The organism is Escherichia sp. KTE52 (genome assembly GCF_000408325.1).
Lineage (GTDB): Bacteria > Pseudomonadota > Gammaproteobacteria > Enterobacterales > Enterobacteriaceae > Escherichia > Escherichia marmotae.
Window position 1 is genome coordinate 586,328 of the sequence record NZ_KE138680.1, and the last position, 16,541, is coordinate 602,868.

Here is a 16,541-nt window from a genome sequence, read left to right on the forward strand (position 1 = left end):
GTTTTGCTGATTAACGCTTGTAAATGAACTCAACGCCCTCTTCGTCGTCTTCGTCCCAGTCGTCATCCCAGTCTTCATCATCCTCTTCAGCAATCTCTTCAAGCTGCTGACGGTGATAATCATCCCACATGAATTCGACTTTCTCTGGCTGTTTCGCTTCTTCGGCCTGCACCACTGGGTTTTCGATGATAAAGGTCATCACATCCCAGCAGAGGTCTTTCACGCCCAGCCCGCTCGCTGCAGAGATCAGATAATATTTATCTTCCCAACCCAGCGCCTCAGCGATGGCTTTCGCTTTCTCTTCGGCTTCCGCTTTATCCAGCAGGTCAATCTTGTTGAAGACTAACCAGCGTGGTTTCGCCGCCAGATCCTGGCTGTATTTTTCCAGCTCGCTAATAATAATGCGCGCGTTCTCAACCGGATCGGTGCCGTCAATCGGATCGATATCGATAAGGTGCAGCAATACGCGGCAACGTTCCAGATGCTTCAGGAAGCGGATCCCCAGACCTGCACCTTCAGCAGCACCTTCAATCAGCCCCGGAATATCAGCAACAACGAAGCTCTTCTCATTGTCCATACGAACCACGCCAAGGCTTGGCACCAGAGTGGTAAACGGATAGTCCGCCACTTTCGGTTTAGCCGCAGATACTGCGCGGATAAAGGTCGATTTACCAGCGTTTGGCATCCCCAGCATCCCGACATCAGCCAGCAGCATCAGCTCCAGCAGCAGCTCACGCTTATCACCTGGCGTACCGTTGGTTTTCTGCCGGGGAGTACGGTTAACCGATGATTTGAAGCGGGTGTTGCCCAGGCCGTGCCAGCCGCCCTTAGCAACCAGCAGGCGCTGACCGTGTTTGGTCATATCGCCCATGGTTTCACCAGTGCCCTGATCGATAACACGCGTACCTACTGGCACTTTAATCGTCACGTCTTTACCACGCTTACCGGTACAGTCGCGGCTTGCACCGTTCTGGCCACGCTCTGCACGGAAAGATTTTTCAAAACGGTAATCGATAAGCGTGTTCAGGTTCTCGTCGGCTTCCATCCATACGTCGCCGCCGTCACCACCATCGCCGCCATCCGGGCCGCCTTTCGGAATATATTTTTCGCGGCGGAAGCTCACACAACCATTGCCGCCATCACCTGCAACGACCAGAATCGATGCTTCATCAACAAACTTCATTTTATTCTCCGTAAATCATTCGCCTGCGCGGGGTTGCGATACCACCGTTGTATGCTTACGTAATCCGCCCCAAATACGATGACCAATGGCGGAATACATCGCGCCCGCAACCACGACAAACGCACCGAGATAACCTAAAAGGTTTAACATCGGTCTGGCGAAGAAATCGGGCCAGGCCAGTGATAAAAGATCTGAAAAAAACAGCGTAAACAGTGGAGTAAGCGTGATGATCGCGCTCACCTGCGCTGCCTGCCAGCGTGCCATCGCTTCCGCCAGGGCGCCATATCCTACCAACGTATTCAGCCCGCAAAAAATTAAACATGCGAGTTGCCAGTTGCTAAGCTGCGCTATTACCCCTGGTTTCGCCAGTGGGAAGAGCGCCATTGTACATAAAGTGTACAGCAAAAACAGGATCTGCGGTGATGCCAACCGACGCAATAAAACCTTTTGCGCCACGCCATAACTCACCCAGACCGTTGCAGCACCGACACCAAAGATAACACCCCAGGTGTAATCGGTGAGCTTTGTAAAAATCTCAACCAGACTGGTGTTAAAGAACATCACCAGCCCACTCAGAAGCATCAATGCTCCCACTACCTGAGTGCTACGCATTTTCTCTTTCAGGATAAATACGCTGGCAACCATCATGCCAACCGGCGAGAGTTGCCCTATCACCTGCGAGGCGGTAGGACTCAAGTATTGCAAGGATGAGCTGAACAGGATGAAATTCCCAAACAGTCCGGCAGTCGCCACCGCCAGTAATATCAACCAACGTGGCTTACGAAACACGCGTAATGGCGGCAGCTTTTTCTTCACTGCAAGAATGGCCCCAAGGCCAATACTCGCCATCAAGAAACGGTAAAACACGATTGTCGGAGGTTCCATCACCTCCAGCACCTGCTTCATTGCGATTGGCAACGCCCCCCAGCAAATTGCTGTGGTGAGCGCCAAAAGAATGCCAATGCCTGCCTGCTGCTTCATACCGTATTCCCTGCAAAACGCATTTGCGGATTAACGCCGCACGATGCGCATTTTTACCGGTTGTCGAATGTAAAAAGCCCCGCAACACGTTGCGGGGCTTTCATCCGTTACCGGGACGCGAAAAACTTATTCAGCTTCGATGCTGATAAACTTACGGTTTTTCGGGCCTTTAACTTCGAATTTCACTTTACCGTCTGCTTTAGCAAACAGAGTGTGGTCACGACCGCAACCTACGTTGGTGCCCGCGTGGAATTTAGTACCACGTTGACGAACGATGATGCTACCCGCCAGAACGGATTCGCCACCGAAACGCTTAACGCCCAGGCGTTTAGCTTCTGAATCGCGACCGTTACGTGTGGAGCCGCCAGCCTTTTTATGTGCCATTTGAAATCTCTCCTCAGGTCTTAGGCGCTGATGCCAGTAATTTTCACATCAGTGAACCACTGACGATGGCCCTGCTGCTTACGATAGTGTTTACGACGGCGAAACTTAACGATTTTAACTTTCTCGCCACGACCGTGAGCAACAACTTCAGCTTTGATTACGCCGCCATCAACGAAAGGAACGCCGATTTTGACTTCTTCACCGTTTGCGATCATCAGAACTTCTGCGAACTCAACAGTTTCGCCAGTTGCGATGTCCAGCTTTTCCAGGCGAACGGTCTGACCTTCGCTTACTCGGTGTTGTTTACCACCACTTTGGAAAACCGCGTACATATAAAACTCCGCTTCCGCGCACACCTTTTCAATGATTCAGAGCGCGCTATAAATATTCACAATAGGGCGCGAATATTACGCAAAACGCACGCCTTTGACAAGTGCTACAGTCAATACACGAAGAAAAAAAACACAACTTGTACGGTAACGTTTATCTGTGCCATTTTTTCAGTACAATCACCCTATATTCCTAACCATAAACCCTAAGTTGCCTTTGTTCACAGTAAGGTAATCGGGGCGAAAAGCCCGGCTTTTGCGATGAATTTAGAAAAAATCAATGAGTTAACCGCGCAAGATATGGCGGGTGTTAATGCGGCAATTCTCGAGCAGCTTAATTCCGAAGTCCAACTGATCAATCAGTTAGGCTATTACATCGTCAGCGGCGGGGGTAAACGCATTCGCCCGATGATTGCTGTACTGGCTGCACGAGCTGTTGGCTATGAGGGGAATGCGCATGTCACTATCGCCGCCCTGATCGAGTTTATCCACACGGCGACCCTGCTACACGACGACGTTGTGGATGAATCAGATATGCGCAGGGGTAAAGCTACCGCCAACGCCGCGTTTGGCAATGCTGCCAGCGTGTTGGTTGGTGATTTTATTTATACCCGCGCTTTCCAGATGATGACCAGCCTCGGCTCGCTCAAAGTGCTGGAAGTGATGTCCGAAGCGGTAAACGTCATCGCAGAAGGTGAAGTGCTGCAACTGATGAACGTTAACGACCCGGACATCACCGAAGAAAACTACATGCGCGTTATTTACAGCAAAACCGCGCGCCTGTTTGAGGCTGCTGCTCAGTGTTCCGGAATTCTGGCAGGTTGTACGCCAGAAGAAGAAAAAGGTCTGCAGGATTATGGTCGCTACCTCGGCACCGCTTTCCAGCTAATCGACGATTTGCTCGATTACAATGCCGACGGTGAACAGTTGGGTAAAAACGTCGGGGACGATCTGAACGAAGGTAAACCAACGTTACCGCTGCTGCATGCAATGCATCATGGCACACCGGAACAAGCGCAGATGATCCGTACCGCCATTGAGCAAGGCAACGGGCGTCATCTTCTGGAACCTGTTCTGGAAGCAATGAACGCTTGTGGTTCTCTCGAATGGACGCGTCAGCGTGCCGAGGAAGAAGCAGATAAAGCTATTGAAGCATTACAGGTACTCCCGGACACTCCGTGGCGAGAGGCATTAATCGGCCTCGCGCACATCGCTGTTCAACGCGATCGCTAATCCCTTCCCTGTATCCCGCGCATTGCGCGGGATAATTCCAGTAAGCTCCATAAAAATACTTATTCAGCGCAATACTCTCTGAATAATCAGGTCATTTTCTTTATATATTCTGAATCTTCACGCTATTTACATGAACTTTTTAGAGCAACTCGCCATCAGGAGTATAGTGATGCTCGACAGAACGCATGTTCTGAATGAAAGCGACTAACTTAAGGAGTGAGGAAAGATGGAGAATAATTTCATTGACTGGCATCCTGCCGACATCATTGCTGGTTTGCGGAAAAAAGGAACATCAATGGCTGCGGAGTCTCGCAGAAATGGTTTAAGTTCTTCGACGCTGGCAAATGCATTATCACGTCCCTGGCCGAAGGGAGAGATGATTATTGCGAAAGCATTAGGAACGGAACCCTGGGTAATCTGGCCATCACGCTATCACGATCCGCAGACACATGCGTTTATCGACAGAACACAGTTAATGCGCAGCTACACCAAACCGAAAAAATGAGTTGTCTGGCGGTAGCCCCGCGAACGGGGCTGCCAGCTTTCAGACGATTACTCGCCTTTCACACGCTCGATGTTCGCACCTAAGGCACGCAGTTTGTCTTCAATGCGTTCGTAGCCGCGATCGATGTGATAAATACGATCAACAACCGTAGTTCCTTCTGCAATACAACCAGCCAGCACCAGACTTGCTGAAGCACGCAGATCGGTCGCCATAACCTGTGCGCCGGAAAGTTTTTCGACACCGTGACAAATAACGGTATTGCTTTCAATCTCGGCATGCGCGCCCATACGGCTCAGTTCTGGCACGTGCATAAAGCGGTTTTCAAACACAGTTTCAGTGATGAATCCAGTCCCTTCTGCCACCAGGTTCAGCAACGTGAACTGGGCCTGCATATCGGTCGGAAACGCCGGATGCGGCGCGGTACGCACATTAACAGCCTTCGGACGTTTGCCATGCATATCCAGGCTAATCCAGTCCTCGCCCACTTCAATGTCCGCCCCGGCGTCACGCAACTTCGCCAGCACAGCATCGAGGGTATCTGGCTGGGCGTTACGGCAGATAATTTTACCGCGAGAGATCGCCGCAGCGACCAGGAACGTGCCGGTCTCAATACGATCCGGTAGCACGCGGTAGACGCCACCGCCTAAACGTTCCACACCTTCGATGACTATTCGATCAGTACCCTGACCGCTAATTTTCGCGCCCAGCGTAATGAGGAAGTTGGCGGTATCGACGATTTCCGGTTCACGCGCCGCGTTTTCGATAACGGTAGTGCCTTCTGCCAGAGTTGCGGCACACATGATGGTGACTGTTGCTCCAACGCTGACTTTATCCATCACGATATGCGCGCCTTTCAGACGGCCATCGACGGAAGCCTTAACGTAACCTTCTTCCAGTTTGATGGTCGCGCCTAATTGCTCAAGGCCGGAAATATGTAAATCAACCGGGCGCGCACCAATTGTACAACCGCCAGGCAGCGAAACCTGTCCCTGACCGAAACGCGCTACCAGCGGCCCCAGCGCCCAAATAGAAGCGCGCATGGTTTTCACCAGCTCGTAAGGCGCGCAGAACACATTTACATCGCGGGCATCAATATGCACAGAGCCATTACGTTCCACTTTAGCACCAAGCTGACTCAGCAATTTCATTGACGTATCGACGTCTTTCAGTTTCGGAACGTTCTGGATCTCTACTGGCTCTTCCGCCAGTAGCGCGGCAAAAAGGATAGGCAGAGCAGCATTTTTAGCGCCGGAAATTGTGACTTCGCCCTGGAGCTTTGTTGGCCCCTGAACACGAAATTTATCCATTTAGTTTGTTCTCAGTTAACAATTCATATCTGCTACCGGCAAATCGCCCATAGCTCAAAAGCCGTTCAGTTTGCGATCGCGCGCCCACTCCGCAGGGGTATAAGCTTTGATCGACACAGCATGAATGCGGTTATCCGCAATATATTCCATCAGCGGACCATAAACCGTCTGCTGTTTTTTAACCCGGCTCATGCCGTCAAACATCTCACCCACGGCAATAACCTGAAAGTGGCTGCCATCGCCGGAAACGTGGACTTCCTGGAGGGAGAGAGCGTTCATCAGCACGCTCTGAATTTCATTATTTTCCATGGGATCTTCATTCATCAGTTAATAAGCCAGCGAAACATCTTAGAGCAAAGTTGCGCAGTCATAAATAAGCAAAAAGCCTTGCTGATGTATCAAACAAGGCTCAACTTGCAGGCAGATTTGCTGGACAGACGGTTAACGCCTTATCCAGCCTGAAAAAATTTAACGAGGCAGGACATCAGACGGCAAATTATACAACTTTGCCAGGGTATAGACTTTATCGTTTACCCCCTGAAGCGTCACGCTGTGACCCTGCTTTTTCGCCAGATTGATAAGGTGGAGCAGCAACGCCAACCCACCTGTATCAACGCGGGACACGCGACTGAGATCGATGCAGGTAATTCCCTTCATCGCTTCTTCACGCACTTCCCAAAGCGGTAGCAGTACGTCTTGATCCAACTCTCCAGCTAATGCCAGAGTGTCACCCGTCTGCACCCAGCTCAGTGACTCACTCATTATTTTTTCTCTTCCAGAGTGATTTTCTGTTGAGAAATCGATTTCAGTTGCGCAGTCAGGCCGTCGATACCTTTGGTACGCAGCAGCGTTCCCCACTCGTTTTGTTTGGTGGTGATCATGCTGACGCCTTCGGCAATCATGTCGTAAGCCTGCCAGTTGCCAGTTTGGGAATTTTTGCGCCACTGGAAATCCAGACGTACCGGCGGGCGGCCATTCGGGTCAATAATGGTGACGCGAATAGGCACAATGGTTTTGTCGCCCAGCGGCTGTTCTGGCGCAATCTGGTAAGTCTGACCGTGATACATCGCCAGTGCCTGACCGTAAGCCTGCTTCAGGTACTCACGGAAAGCGGCAAAGTACGCGTCACGTTGGGCCGGGGTAGCACTCTTGTAATACTGACCCAGCACCAGTGCACCAGCGTATTTCACCTGCACATACGGCAGTAGCTCCTGATCAACAATAGTACGCAGATAATCCGGGTTAGCCCGAATTTGCGGTTGCTCATTCTTCAGGCGATCGAACGTTTTCTGCGCCGCCTCGTCCATCAGCTTATACGGATTGGTCTGGTCTGCCGCGGTTGCCGCACTCAACGGTGCAATCACCAGCAAAGCGACCATCATTAAACGTTTAAACATGCGTCGGTTCTCCTGAAATTATTTCGTTGTACCCACAGGTTCAGTGGTTTCATTATTACCTGGCGCAGTAGCTGGCGCATCGCCACTATTCTTATTGTCATCACCTTTACTACCGTAAAGGAACTGACCAATGAGATCTTCCAGCACCATCGCAGACTTGGTGTCCTGAATTGTATCGCCATCCTTCAGGATAGCAGTACCCAGTTCGGGATCTTCAAAACCGACGTTTAACGCCAGATATTGCTCCCCAAGCAGACCGGAAGTACGAATGCTCAGCGAACTGGTGTCAGGAATGTGGTTATAACGTTGTTCAATTTCCAGCGTCACGCGTGGCAAATAGGTTTTTGGATCCAGCGTAATATCTGCCACCCGACCGACTACAACGCCACCAATACTAACCGGAGAGCGCGCTTTCAGACCGCCGATGTTATCGAACGTCGCATAGAGCGTGTAGGTTGGTTCAGTACGTATTGACGTCACGTTTGCCGCCTTCAGGCAAACAAACAGCGCCGCCAGCAGTGCTGCTAATAAAAAGATTCCCACCCAAATTTCATTTTTTTTCGTTTGCATGAACTCAATTCCCAAACATCAATGCGGTCAGCACAAAATCCAGCCCCAGAACAGCCAGAGACGAGTGGACAACGGTGCGAGTGGTTGCCCGGCTAATCCCGGCAGAAGTCGGGATAGCGTCGTAACCGTTAAACAACGAAATCCACGTCACCGTAATGGCGAACACCACGCTCTTAATCAGACAGTTGACCAAATCCATACGCCAGTCGACGGCGTTTTGCATTGCCGACCAGAAGAATCCGCTATCAATACCTTTCCAGCTAACGCCGACCAATGATCCGCCCCAGATCCCCACGGCGACGAAAATAATCGTCAGCAGCGGCAATGAAATAACCCCAGCCCAGAAACGTGGAGAAATAACCCGACGCAGCGGATCGACCGCCATCATCTCCATACTGGAGAGTTGTTCTGTGGCGCGCATCAAACCAATTTCAGCAGTTAACGCCGAACCGGCGCGTCCGGCAAACAGCAACGCGGCAACCACCGGCCCCAGTTCACGCAGCAGCGATAACGCCACCAGCATCCCCAGACTGGTTTCCGCACTATAGGTGGTCAGAACCAGATAACCTTGTAGACCCAGCACCATTCCGATGAATACGCCAGAAACCACAATAATCAGCATCGACAGGACGCCGACATTATAGAGCTGACGCACCAGCAGCGGCGCGTGTTTACGAAATTCCGGTTTGCCGACCAGCGCATTGAATAACATTAACCCGGCCCGCCCGAACGTTCTCAGGGTTTTAATCCCTTTATGTCCAAGCGACGCCAGCGCATTTAACAGCATGAGTGGCTTAACTCCCTGGTAAAAGATCAGCGTGATAATCGCCGGCAGGATAGCGGAACGGAACAGGCCCGTCAGCTATCCCGTCCAGAAACTGACGAACACGCGGATCGGGATTCTCCTGCAACGCCTGAGCGCTACCGTGAGCAACAATCTTTTTGTCCGCCAGAATCCAGGCGTGATCCGCAATACTTAAGACTTCCGGCACATCGTGAGAAACCACCACACAGGTGACGCCCAGCGCGCTGTTCAGCTCAGAAATCAGCTTCACCAGTACGCCCATAGTGATGGGATCTTGCCCAACAAACGGTTCATCAAACATGATGAGATCTGGCTCCAGGGCAATTGCGCGCGCCAGTGCGGCGCGACGAGCCATCCCGCCGGAAAGTTCAGAAGGCATAAGTTTAGCCGCTCCACGCAGCCCCACCGCTTCCAGCTTCATCATTACCGTACTATGCAACAATGGTGCGGGGAGCTGGGTGTGTTCGCGCAGTGGATAGGCAACGTTGTCAAATACGTTCATATCGGTGAACAACGCCCCGGACTGAAACAACATGCTCATGCGTTTACGCACCGTGTACAGGCGCGAACGAGACATCGCCGGAATATTCTCACCATCAAAAAGGATCTCACCGTGATCAGGTGCGATTTGCCCACCAATCAGTCGGAGTAGCGTCGTTTTACCGATGCCCGATGGCCCCATGATTGCCGTGATCTTCCCTCGCGGCACGGTCAGGGAAATATTATCGAAGATGCAGCGATTGCCACGCGTAAAACTGACATCGCGCATATCGACTAAATTCGCCACAGACTGCTCCATAATTCACCCTTCGTCTTGCGTTGATTTTTTAAGCATGACGCTCAATTTAACCTTGAACCCAACATATTTACAGAATATTACCCGCCGTGGTTAGCGAAAGCTGGCATTTGTTTTACTTTTTAGCCGCATAAAGTCAAAATTAAGAATCCATTACGGCTTTCTGAAAATCTTCAGCGGACCGGCGAGTATACCTGAAGAAAGGACGTTAGATGCTTTTAGCTACGGCACTGTTAATTGTTGGTTTACTTTTGGTCGTATACAGTGCCGACCGACTGGTATTTGCCGCTTCCATTCTTTGTCGTACTTTTGGCATTCCACCGCTGATCATTGGTATGACCGTAGTCAGTATTGGTACGTCACTTCCAGAGATTATTGTTTCACTTGCCGCGTCGCTGCACGAACAACGAGATTTAGCTGTCGGTACGGCGCTTGGCTCAAACATTATCAATATCTTGCTGATCCTCGGTCTGACCGCGCTGGTACGCCCTTTTACCGTCCATTCTGATGTTCTGCGCCGTGAATTACCCTTAATGTTATTGGTCAGCGTTGTAGCCGGTTCCGTACTCTATGACGGACAACTTAGCCGCAGCGATGGTATCTTTCTCCTCTTTCTGGCTGTGCTATGGCTGCTGTTCATTGTTAAACTTGCACATCAGGCTGAACGTCAGGGAACTGACAGCCTGACCAGGGAGCAACTTGCAGAACTGCCGCGTGAAGGTGGTTTACCCGTTGCTTTTTTATGGCTCGGCATTGCACTGATCATCATGCCAGTAGCAACGCGGATGGTGATTGATAACGCTACCGTGCTGGCAAATTACTTTGCCATCAGCGAGTTGACTATTGGTCTGACGGCAATCGCTATCGGCACGAGTCTGCCAGAACTGGCAACCGCGATAGCCGGTGTACGCAAAGGTGAGAACGACATCGCCGTCGGTAATATCATCGGCGCGAATATTTTTAATATCGTCATCGTGCTGGGTCTACCGGCGCTGATTACCCCAGGGGAGATTAACCCACTGGCGTATAGCCGTGACTACAGCGTGATGTTGTTGGTAAGCATTATTTTTGCGTTGCTGTGCTGGCGGCGCTCCCCTCAACCTGGCCGTGGCGTAGGGGTATTATTAACAGGCGGATTTATCGTATGGCTGGCGATGTTGTACTGGTTATCGCCAATACTCGTTGAATAACTGGAAACGCATTATGTCGCACGTAGAGTTGCAACCGGGTTTTGACTTTCAGCAAGCAGGTAAAGAAGTCCTGGCGATTGAACGTGAATGCCTGGCGGAGCTTGATCAATACATCAATCAGAATTTCACACTCGCTTGTGAAAAGATGTTTTGGTGTAAAGGTAAAGTCGTAGTTATGGGGATGGGCAAATCGGGACACATCGGGCGCAAAATGGCAGCTACCTTTGCCAGCACCGGTACTCCGTCATTTTTCGTCCATCCTGGCGAAGCCGCGCATGGCGATTTAGGCATGGTTACGCCACAAGACGTGGTGATTGCTATCTCTAATTCGGGTGAATCCAGTGAAATCGCAGCATTGATTCCGGTACTTAAGCGTCTTCACGTGCCGTTAATCTGCATTACCGGTCGTCCGGAGAGTAGCATGGCGCGTGCCGCTGACGTGCATCTGTGTGTTAAAGTAGCGAAAGAAGCCTGTCCGTTGGGGCTGGCACCGACCAGCAGCACCACCGCCACGCTGGTGATGGGCGATGCTCTCGCCGTCGCCCTGTTAAAAGCGCGCGGCTTTACCGCCGAAGATTTTGCGCTCTCACATCCCGGCGGCGCACTGGGTCGTAAACTTCTGCTGCGCGTAAGCGATATTATGCATACGGGTGATGAGATCCCGCATGTCAAAAAAACCGCCAGCCTGCGCGATGCATTACTGGAAATTACCCGCAAAAATCTTGGTATGACTGTCATTTGCGATGACAATATGATGATTGAAGGCATCTTTACCGACGGTGATTTACGCCGTGTCTTCGATATGGGTGTGGATGTCCGTCAATTAAGCATTGCCGATGTGATGACGCCGGGGGGAATCCGCGTGCGCCCTGGCATTCTGGCCGTTGAGGCACTGAACTTAATGCAGTCCCGCCATATCACCTCCGTAATGGTTGCCGATGGCGACCATTTACTCGGTGTGTTACATATGCATGATTTACTGCGTGCAGGCGTAGTGTAAAGATTCAAGGATAAACAACAATGAGCAAAGCAGGTACGTCGCTTGAGACCTGTTACGGCCCTGTCAGCGCCGACGTTATGGCAAAAGCGGAGAACATTCGTCTGCTAATTCTCGACGTCGATGGCGTGCTGTCAGATGGCCTGATTTATATGGGCAACAACGGCGAAGAACTTAAAGCGTTCAATGTTCGGGACGGTTATGGCATTCGTTGTGCGCTCACCTCTGATATTGAAGTCGCCATCATTACCGGGCGAAAGGCTAAACTGGTAGAAGATCGTTGTGCCACATTGGGAATTACCCATTTGTATCAGGGGCAGTCGAACAAACTTATCGCCTTTAGCGATCTGCTGGAAAAACTGGCGATCGCCCCGGAAAACGTGGCTTACGTTGGGGATGATCTCATCGACTGGCCAGTAATGGAAAAAGTAGGCTTAAGCGTGGCTGTGGCCGATGCACATCCGCTGTTGATTCCGCGCGCTGATTACGTGACGCGCATTGCTGGTGGTCGTGGCGCAGTTCGTGAAGTTTGCGACTTATTACTCCTGGCGCAGGGCAAACTGGATGAAGCCAAAGGGCAATCGATATGAGTAAAGCCAGACGTTGGGTTATCATTGTGTTATCACTGGCGGTTCTGGTGATGATCGGCATTAACATGACCGAGAAAGACGATACCGCCCAGGTGGTCGTCAACAACAATGATCCCACCTATAAAAGCGAGCATACGGACACGCTCGTCTATAACCCAGAAGGGGCGCTAAGCTATCGATTGATTGCTCAACACGTTGAATATTATTCCGATCAGGCCGTTTCGTGGTTTACGCAACCGGTACTTACCACGTTTGATAAGGATAAAATCCCGACATGGTCGGTAAAAGCGGATAAAGCCAAGCTGACTAATGATCGGATGCTCTATTTATATGGACACGTTGAAGTCAACGCACTCGTGCCGGACTCTCAACTTCGCAGAATCACGACGGATAACGCGCAGATCAATCTGGTGACGCAGGATGTTACCTCTGAAGACCTCGTCACGTTATACGGAACAACATTTAACTCCAGCGGTCTGAAAATGCGCGGCAACTTACGCAGCAAGAACGCCGAGCTGATTGAAAAGGTTAGAACATCCTATGAAATTCAAAACAAACAAACTCAGCCTTAATCTTGTGCTTGCCAGCTCACTTCTGGCCGCCAGTATTCCGGCATTTGCCGTTACCGGAGACACTGACCAGCCGATTCACATTGAGTCGGATCAGCAATCTCTTGATATGCAAGGCAACGTGGTCACCTTTACCGGTAATGTCATCGTTACCCAGGGCACCATCAAAATTAATGCCGATAAAGTGGTCGTTACTCGTCCGGGCGGCGAACAAGGTAAAGAAGTGATTGACGGCTACGGTAAACCGGCAACGTTCTATCAGATGCAGGACAACGGTAAACCAGTCGAAGGTCACGCTTCCCAGATGCATTACGAACTGGCGAAAGATTTTGTCATCCTGACCGGTAATGCTTATCTGCAGCAGGTCGATAGCAATATAACGGGCGATAAAATTACTTATCTGGTGAAAGAGCAGAAAATGCAGGCTTTCAGCGATAAAGGCAAGCGCGTAACCACCGTTCTGGTGCCGTCGCAGTTGCAGGACAAAAACAACAAAGGCCAGACCCCGGCGCAGAAGAAGGGTAATTAATTCGTTATGGCAACATTAACAGCAAAGAACCTTGCAAAAGCCTACAAGGGTCGCCGCGTGGTGGAAGACGTCAGCCTGACCGTTAACTCCGGGGAAATTGTCGGGCTGCTGGGGCCAAACGGTGCCGGTAAAACCACCACTTTCTATATGGTCGTCGGTATTGTGCCGCGCGATGCGGGCAACATCATTATTGATGATGACGATATCAGCCTGCTGCCACTGCATGCGCGCGCACGTCGCGGTATCGGCTATCTGCCGCAGGAAGCTTCAATTTTCCGCCGTCTTAGCGTTTACGATAACCTGATGGCAGTACTGCAAATTCGTGACGATTTATCCGCTGAACAACGTGAAGATCGTGCGAACGAATTGATGGAAGAGTTTCACATTGAGCATCTTCGCGACAGCATGGGTCAATCGCTCTCCGGTGGTGAACGCCGTCGTGTAGAAATTGCCCGCGCGCTGGCTGCAAATCCGAAATTTATCCTGCTCGATGAACCGTTTGCCGGGGTTGACCCGATCTCAGTCATCGACATTAAACGCATCATTGAGCATTTACGCGACAGCGGCCTGGGTGTACTTATCACCGACCACAACGTGCGTGAAACGCTGGCTGTTTGTGAACGTGCTTATATCGTCAGTCAGGGACATTTAATCGCCCACGGCACGCCGACAGAAATCTTACAAGACGAACATGTTAAGCGTGTATACCTTGGGGAAGACTTCAGACTCTGATAGGGTAGAAGCTCGCGACGTTTTAGCAGGAGAGTACGATTCTGAACATGAAGCAAGGTTTGCAACTCAGGCTTAGCCAGCAACTGGCGATGACGCCTCAGCTACAACAGGCAATTCGTCTGTTGCAGTTGTCCACGCTGGAACTTCAACAGGAGCTGCAGCAGGCGCTGGAAAGTAATCCACTGCTTGAGCAAATCGACACTCATGATGAAATCGACACTCACGAAACGCCAGACAGCGAAACGTTAGACACTGCTGACGCGCTCGAACAAAAAGAGATGCCGGAAGAACTGCCGCTTGATGCCAGTTGGGATACCATCTACACCGCCGGTACGCCATCCGGCACCAGCGGTGACTACATCGACGACGAGCTACCGGTCTATCAGGGCGAAACGACGCAGACCTTGCAGGATTATCTGATGTGGCAGGTTGAGCTGACGCCATTTTCTGACACTGACCGCGCCATCGCCACCTCGATTGTCGATGCCGTTGATGACACGGGATATCTCACCGTTCCACTGGAAGATATTCTCGAAAGTATGGGCGATGAAGAGATCGACATCGATGAAGTTGAAGCTGTCCTCAAACGAATCCAACGCTTTGATCCGGTTGGCGTGGCAGCGAAAGATCTGCGTGACTGTCTGCTGATCCAACTCTCCCAATTCGACAAAACTACGCCGTGGCTGGAAGAGGCCAGACTCATCATTAGCGATCACCTCGATCTGCTGGCAAATCACGACTTCCGCACACTGATGCGCGTAACACGCCTGAAAGAAGATGTGCTGAAAGAAGCCGTCAACTTGATCCAGTCGCTCGATCCACGCCCTGGTCAATCGATCCAGACCGGCGAACCGGAATATGTCATTCCAGATGTGTTGGTACGCAAGCATAACGGTCAATGGACGGTTGAACTCAACAGCGACAGCATTCCACGGCTACAAATTAACCAGCACTACGCCTCAATGTGTAATAACACACGCAATGATGGCGATAGCCAGTTTATCCGCAGCAATCTGCAGGATGCCAAATGGTTGATTAAGAGTCTGGAAAGCCGTAACGATACGCTACTGCGCGTGAGTCGCTGTATCGTTGAACAGCAGCAAGCCTTCTTTGAGCAAGGCGAAGAATATATGAAACCGATGGTACTGGCAGATATCGCTCAGGCTGTCGAAATGCATGAATCGACGATCTCTCGCGTGACCACGCAAAAGTACCTGCATAGTCCACGAGGCATTTTTGAACTGAAGTATTTTTTCTCCAGTCACGTCAATACCGAGGGCGGCGGCGAAGCCTCGTCCACGGCGATTCGCGCGCTGGTGAAAAAATTAATCGCGGCGGAAAACCCAGCGAAACCGTTGAGCGACAGCAAGTTAACTTCTTTGCTGTCGGAACAAGGTATCATGGTGGCACGCCGTACTGTTGCGAAGTACCGAGAGTCTTTATCCATTCCGCCGTCAAACCAGCGTAAACAGCTCGTTTGACCCAACCGATAAGGAAGACACTATGCAGCTCAACATTACCGGAAATAACGTCGAGATCACCGAGGCCCTGCGAGAATTTGTTACCTCAAAATTTGCCAAACTTGAGCAATATTTTGACCGAATCAACCAGGTCTATGTTGTTCTGAAAGTGGAGAAAGTCACCCATACCTCAGATGCAACACTGCATGTAAACGGTGGCGAAATTCATGCCAGCGCGGAAGGTCAGGACATGTACGCTGCCATTGATGGCTTAATCGATAAGTTGGCACGCCAACTGACCAAACATAAAGATAAATTGAAACAACACTAATTGTCCGGGCGATTAGCAAGTGCATGGTGGCCTGTTGTGTGGCACAACGGGCCATTTGTACGGTTAATGCTCCGAGCCTGTTCCACTGTTTGAGTGGACAGGCTCTTAGGTGAAATTATGATAAATAATGATACAACTCTACAGCTTAGCAGTGTTCTTAACAGGGAATGTACGCGAAGCCGCGTCCACTGCCAGAGCAAAAAACGCGCACTGGAAATCATCAGCGAACTGGCGGCGAAACAACTTAGCCTGCCGCCTCAGGTGGTTTTTGAAGCTATCCTGACGCGGGAAAAAATGGGCAGTACCGGTATTGGTAATGGTATTGCAATTCCGCATGGCAAACTGGAAGAAGATACTCTGCGTGCTGTTGGCGTTTTCGTTCAGCTCGAAACGCCTATCGCTTTTGATGCCATCGATAACCAACCGGTTGACTTGCTTTTTGCCCTGCTAGTACCGGCTGACCAAACCAAAACGCATCTGCATACTCTTTCGCTGGTGGCGAAACGTCTGGCGGACAAAACCATCTGCCGCCGTTTACGCGCAGCCCAAAGCGATGAAGAGCTGTATCAAATCATTACGGATACCGAAGGTACTCCGGATGAAGCGTAGTTATTCTGTAATGTCTCTTTTAGACGTTGTGAGGAGAAACAGTA

The 16,541-nt window shown here is 50.8% G+C and carries 22 protein-coding genes; 11 read left to right on the top strand and 11 right to left on the bottom strand.

The genetic code is table 11. The features are described from left to right. Nucleotides 1–10: 10 nt before the first annotated feature. The 4 genes from cgtA to rplU form a co-directional block, all read right to left on the bottom strand. Nucleotides 11–1,183, bottom strand: a complete 1,173-nt coding sequence (gene cgtA, locus A1SC_RS08865) for an Obg family GTPase CgtA (protein ID WP_000673561.1) — start codon at nucleotides 1,181–1,183, stop codon at nucleotides 11–13. Between the two features lie 15 nt (nucleotides 1,184–1,198). Beyond that, nucleotides 1,199–2,164 carry a DMT family transporter gene (locus A1SC_RS08860; RefSeq protein WP_000813015.1) on the bottom strand — a complete coding sequence of 322 codons (966 nt, stop codon included), beginning with the start codon at nucleotides 2,162–2,164 and terminating at the stop codon, nucleotides 1,199–1,201. Nucleotides 2,165–2,290: 126 nt separating this feature from the next. Then, a complete protein-coding gene (rpmA, locus tag A1SC_RS08855; protein WP_000940596.1) occupies nucleotides 2,291–2,548 on the bottom strand; it encodes a 50S ribosomal protein L27 in 258 nt (85 codons plus the stop codon). A gap of 20 nt (nucleotides 2,549–2,568) precedes the next feature. Beyond that, complete coding sequence (rplU, locus tag A1SC_RS08850; RefSeq protein ID WP_000271401.1) at nucleotides 2,569–2,880, bottom strand: 50S ribosomal protein L21; 312 nt, start codon at nucleotides 2,878–2,880, stop codon at nucleotides 2,569–2,571. A gap of 258 nt (nucleotides 2,881–3,138) precedes the next feature. Here rplU and ispB point away from each other — a divergent pair, with 258 nt between their 5' ends. Continuing rightward, entirely contained in the window at nucleotides 3,139–4,110 is a 972-nt protein-coding gene (gene ispB / locus A1SC_RS08845) for an octaprenyl diphosphate synthase (protein ID WP_001047349.1), read from the top strand. Nucleotides 4,111–4,336: 226 nt separating this feature from the next. Continuing rightward, on the top strand, nucleotides 4,337–4,615 hold the full coding sequence (sfsB, locus tag A1SC_RS08840; protein ID WP_000429729.1) for a DNA-binding transcriptional regulator SfsB: 279 nt from the start codon (nucleotides 4,337–4,339) through the stop codon (nucleotides 4,613–4,615). 47 nt (nucleotides 4,616–4,662) lie between these two features. Here sfsB and murA read toward each other — a convergent pair whose 3' ends face one another. The 7 genes from murA to mlaF all read right to left on the bottom strand — a co-directional run bounded on the left by murA (nucleotide 4,663) and on the right by mlaF (nucleotide 9,493). Beyond that, a complete protein-coding gene (murA, locus tag A1SC_RS08835; protein ID WP_000357277.1) occupies nucleotides 4,663–5,922 on the bottom strand; it encodes a UDP-N-acetylglucosamine 1-carboxyvinyltransferase in 1,260 nt (419 codons plus the stop codon). A gap of 54 nt (nucleotides 5,923–5,976) precedes the next feature. Next, complete coding sequence (gene ibaG / locus A1SC_RS08830; RefSeq protein WP_010379217.1) at nucleotides 5,977–6,231, bottom strand: BolA family iron metabolism protein IbaG; 255 nt, start codon at nucleotides 6,229–6,231, stop codon at nucleotides 5,977–5,979. Nucleotides 6,232–6,390: 159 nt separating this feature from the next. After that, entirely contained in the window at nucleotides 6,391–6,684 is a 294-nt protein-coding gene (gene mlaB, locus A1SC_RS08825; protein ID WP_000004490.1) for a lipid asymmetry maintenance protein MlaB, read from the bottom strand. Next, the gene (gene mlaC, locus A1SC_RS08820; protein WP_000476484.1) at nucleotides 6,684–7,319 is read right to left on the bottom strand and encodes a phospholipid-binding protein MlaC; all 636 of its coding nucleotides are present in this window, start codon (nucleotides 7,317–7,319) and stop codon (nucleotides 6,684–6,686) included. Before mlaC ends, mlaB begins: the two co-directional genes overlap by 1 nt. Nucleotides 7,320–7,337: 18 nt before the next feature. Further along, the gene (mlaD, locus tag A1SC_RS08815) at nucleotides 7,338–7,889 is read right to left on the bottom strand and encodes an outer membrane lipid asymmetry maintenance protein MlaD (RefSeq protein WP_001517165.1); all 552 of its coding nucleotides are present in this window, start codon (nucleotides 7,887–7,889) and stop codon (nucleotides 7,338–7,340) included. A 4-nt stretch (nucleotides 7,890–7,893) separates the two neighbouring features. Next, the gene (gene mlaE / locus A1SC_RS08810; protein WP_000925792.1) at nucleotides 7,894–8,676 is read right to left on the bottom strand and encodes a lipid asymmetry maintenance ABC transporter permease subunit MlaE; all 783 of its coding nucleotides are present in this window, start codon (nucleotides 8,674–8,676) and stop codon (nucleotides 7,894–7,896) included. Nucleotides 8,677–8,683: 7 nt separating this feature from the next. Then, nucleotides 8,684–9,493 (bottom strand): phospholipid ABC transporter ATP-binding protein MlaF, encoded by an 810-nt coding sequence (gene mlaF, locus A1SC_RS08805; protein WP_000438247.1) that lies wholly within the window; start codon nucleotides 9,491–9,493, stop codon nucleotides 8,684–8,686. Nucleotides 9,494–9,702: 209 nt separating this feature from the next. Between mlaF and A1SC_RS08800 the strand changes: the two genes are divergently transcribed. The 9 genes from A1SC_RS08800 to ptsN all read left to right on the top strand — a co-directional run bounded on the left by A1SC_RS08800 (nucleotide 9,703) and on the right by ptsN (nucleotide 16,497). Next, a complete protein-coding gene (locus tag A1SC_RS08800) occupies nucleotides 9,703–10,680 on the top strand; it encodes a calcium/sodium antiporter (protein WP_000922895.1) in 978 nt (325 codons plus the stop codon). Between the two features lie 13 nt (nucleotides 10,681–10,693). Continuing rightward, nucleotides 10,694–11,680 (top strand): arabinose-5-phosphate isomerase KdsD, encoded by a 987-nt coding sequence (gene kdsD, locus A1SC_RS08795; RefSeq protein ID WP_001517166.1) that lies wholly within the window; start codon nucleotides 10,694–10,696, stop codon nucleotides 11,678–11,680. A gap of 20 nt (nucleotides 11,681–11,700) precedes the next feature. Continuing rightward, entirely contained in the window at nucleotides 11,701–12,267 is a 567-nt protein-coding gene (kdsC, locus tag A1SC_RS08790; RefSeq protein WP_000030047.1) for a 3-deoxy-manno-octulosonate-8-phosphatase KdsC, read from the top strand. Further along, nucleotides 12,264–12,839, top strand: coding sequence for an LPS export ABC transporter periplasmic protein LptC (gene lptC, locus A1SC_RS08785; RefSeq protein WP_000030542.1), 576 nt, complete (start codon nucleotides 12,264–12,266; stop codon nucleotides 12,837–12,839). The genes kdsC and lptC overlap by 4 nt, the downstream gene beginning before the upstream one ends. Continuing rightward, entirely contained in the window at nucleotides 12,808–13,365 is a 558-nt protein-coding gene (gene lptA, locus A1SC_RS08780; RefSeq protein WP_000669775.1) for a lipopolysaccharide ABC transporter substrate-binding protein LptA, read from the top strand. The genes lptC and lptA overlap by 32 nt, the downstream gene beginning before the upstream one ends. A 6-nt stretch (nucleotides 13,366–13,371) precedes the next feature. Then, the gene (lptB, locus tag A1SC_RS08775; RefSeq protein WP_000224099.1) at nucleotides 13,372–14,097 is read left to right on the top strand and encodes an LPS export ABC transporter ATP-binding protein; all 726 of its coding nucleotides are present in this window, start codon (nucleotides 13,372–13,374) and stop codon (nucleotides 14,095–14,097) included. A gap of 47 nt (nucleotides 14,098–14,144) precedes the next feature. Then, nucleotides 14,145–15,578, top strand: coding sequence for an RNA polymerase factor sigma-54 (gene rpoN, locus A1SC_RS08770; protein WP_000809027.1), 1,434 nt, complete (start codon nucleotides 14,145–14,147; stop codon nucleotides 15,576–15,578). Nucleotides 15,579–15,600: 22 nt separating this feature from the next. Further along, a complete protein-coding gene (gene hpf, locus A1SC_RS08765) occupies nucleotides 15,601–15,888 on the top strand; it encodes a ribosome hibernation promoting factor (protein WP_001176602.1) in 288 nt (95 codons plus the stop codon). A 117-nt stretch (nucleotides 15,889–16,005) separates the two neighbouring features. Next, nucleotides 16,006–16,497: a PTS IIA-like nitrogen regulatory protein PtsN gene (gene ptsN / locus A1SC_RS08760; RefSeq protein ID WP_000609336.1), complete on the top strand. Its 492-nt coding sequence runs from the start codon at nucleotides 16,006–16,008 to the stop codon at nucleotides 16,495–16,497. Nucleotides 16,498–16,541: the final 44 nt, after the last annotated feature.

Bases quoted from the DNA above. Each gene is read 5' to 3' on its own strand.
- cgtA (WP_000673561.1), bottom strand. From the start codon at position 1,183: ATGAAGTTTGTTGATGAAGCATCGATTCTGGTCGTTGCAGGTGATGGC.
- A1SC_RS08860 (WP_000813015.1), bottom strand. From the start codon at position 2,164: ATGAAGCAGCAGGCAGGCATTGGCATTCTTTTGGCGCTCACCACAGCA.
- rpmA (WP_000940596.1), bottom strand. From the start codon at position 2,548: ATGGCACATAAAAAGGCTGGCGGCTCCACACGTAACGGTCGCGATTCA.
- rplU (WP_000271401.1), bottom strand. From the start codon at position 2,880: ATGTACGCGGTTTTCCAAAGTGGTGGTAAACAACACCGAGTAAGCGAA.
- ispB (WP_001047349.1), top strand. From the start codon at position 3,139: ATGAATTTAGAAAAAATCAATGAGTTAACCGCGCAAGATATGGCGGGT.
- sfsB (WP_000429729.1), top strand. From the start codon at position 4,337: ATGGAGAATAATTTCATTGACTGGCATCCTGCCGACATCATTGCTGGT.
- murA (WP_000357277.1), bottom strand. From the start codon at position 5,922: ATGGATAAATTTCGTGTTCAGGGGCCAACAAAGCTCCAGGGCGAAGTC.
- ibaG (WP_010379217.1), bottom strand. From the start codon at position 6,231: ATGGAAAATAATGAAATTCAGAGCGTGCTGATGAACGCTCTCTCCCTC.
- mlaB (WP_000004490.1), bottom strand. From the start codon at position 6,684: ATGAGTGAGTCACTGAGCTGGGTGCAGACGGGTGACACTCTGGCATTA.
- mlaC (WP_000476484.1), bottom strand. From the start codon at position 7,319: ATGTTTAAACGTTTAATGATGGTCGCTTTGCTGGTGATTGCACCGTTG.
- mlaD (WP_001517165.1), bottom strand. From the start codon at position 7,889: ATGCAAACGAAAAAAAATGAAATTTGGGTGGGAATCTTTTTATTAGCA.
- mlaE (WP_000925792.1), bottom strand. From the start codon at position 8,676: ATGCTGTTAAATGCGCTGGCGTCGCTTGGACATAAAGGGATTAAAACC.
- mlaF (WP_000438247.1), bottom strand. From the start codon at position 9,493: ATGGAGCAGTCTGTGGCGAATTTAGTCGATATGCGCGATGTCAGTTTT.
- A1SC_RS08800 (WP_000922895.1), top strand. From the start codon at position 9,703: ATGCTTTTAGCTACGGCACTGTTAATTGTTGGTTTACTTTTGGTCGTA.
- kdsD (WP_001517166.1), top strand. From the start codon at position 10,694: ATGTCGCACGTAGAGTTGCAACCGGGTTTTGACTTTCAGCAAGCAGGT.
- kdsC (WP_000030047.1), top strand. From the start codon at position 11,701: ATGAGCAAAGCAGGTACGTCGCTTGAGACCTGTTACGGCCCTGTCAGC.
- lptC (WP_000030542.1), top strand. From the start codon at position 12,264: ATGAGTAAAGCCAGACGTTGGGTTATCATTGTGTTATCACTGGCGGTT.
- lptA (WP_000669775.1), top strand. From the start codon at position 12,808: ATGAAATTCAAAACAAACAAACTCAGCCTTAATCTTGTGCTTGCCAGC.
- lptB (WP_000224099.1), top strand. From the start codon at position 13,372: ATGGCAACATTAACAGCAAAGAACCTTGCAAAAGCCTACAAGGGTCGC.
- rpoN (WP_000809027.1), top strand. From the start codon at position 14,145: ATGAAGCAAGGTTTGCAACTCAGGCTTAGCCAGCAACTGGCGATGACG.
- hpf (WP_001176602.1), top strand. From the start codon at position 15,601: ATGCAGCTCAACATTACCGGAAATAACGTCGAGATCACCGAGGCCCTG.
- ptsN (WP_000609336.1), top strand. From the start codon at position 16,006: ATGATAAATAATGATACAACTCTACAGCTTAGCAGTGTTCTTAACAGG.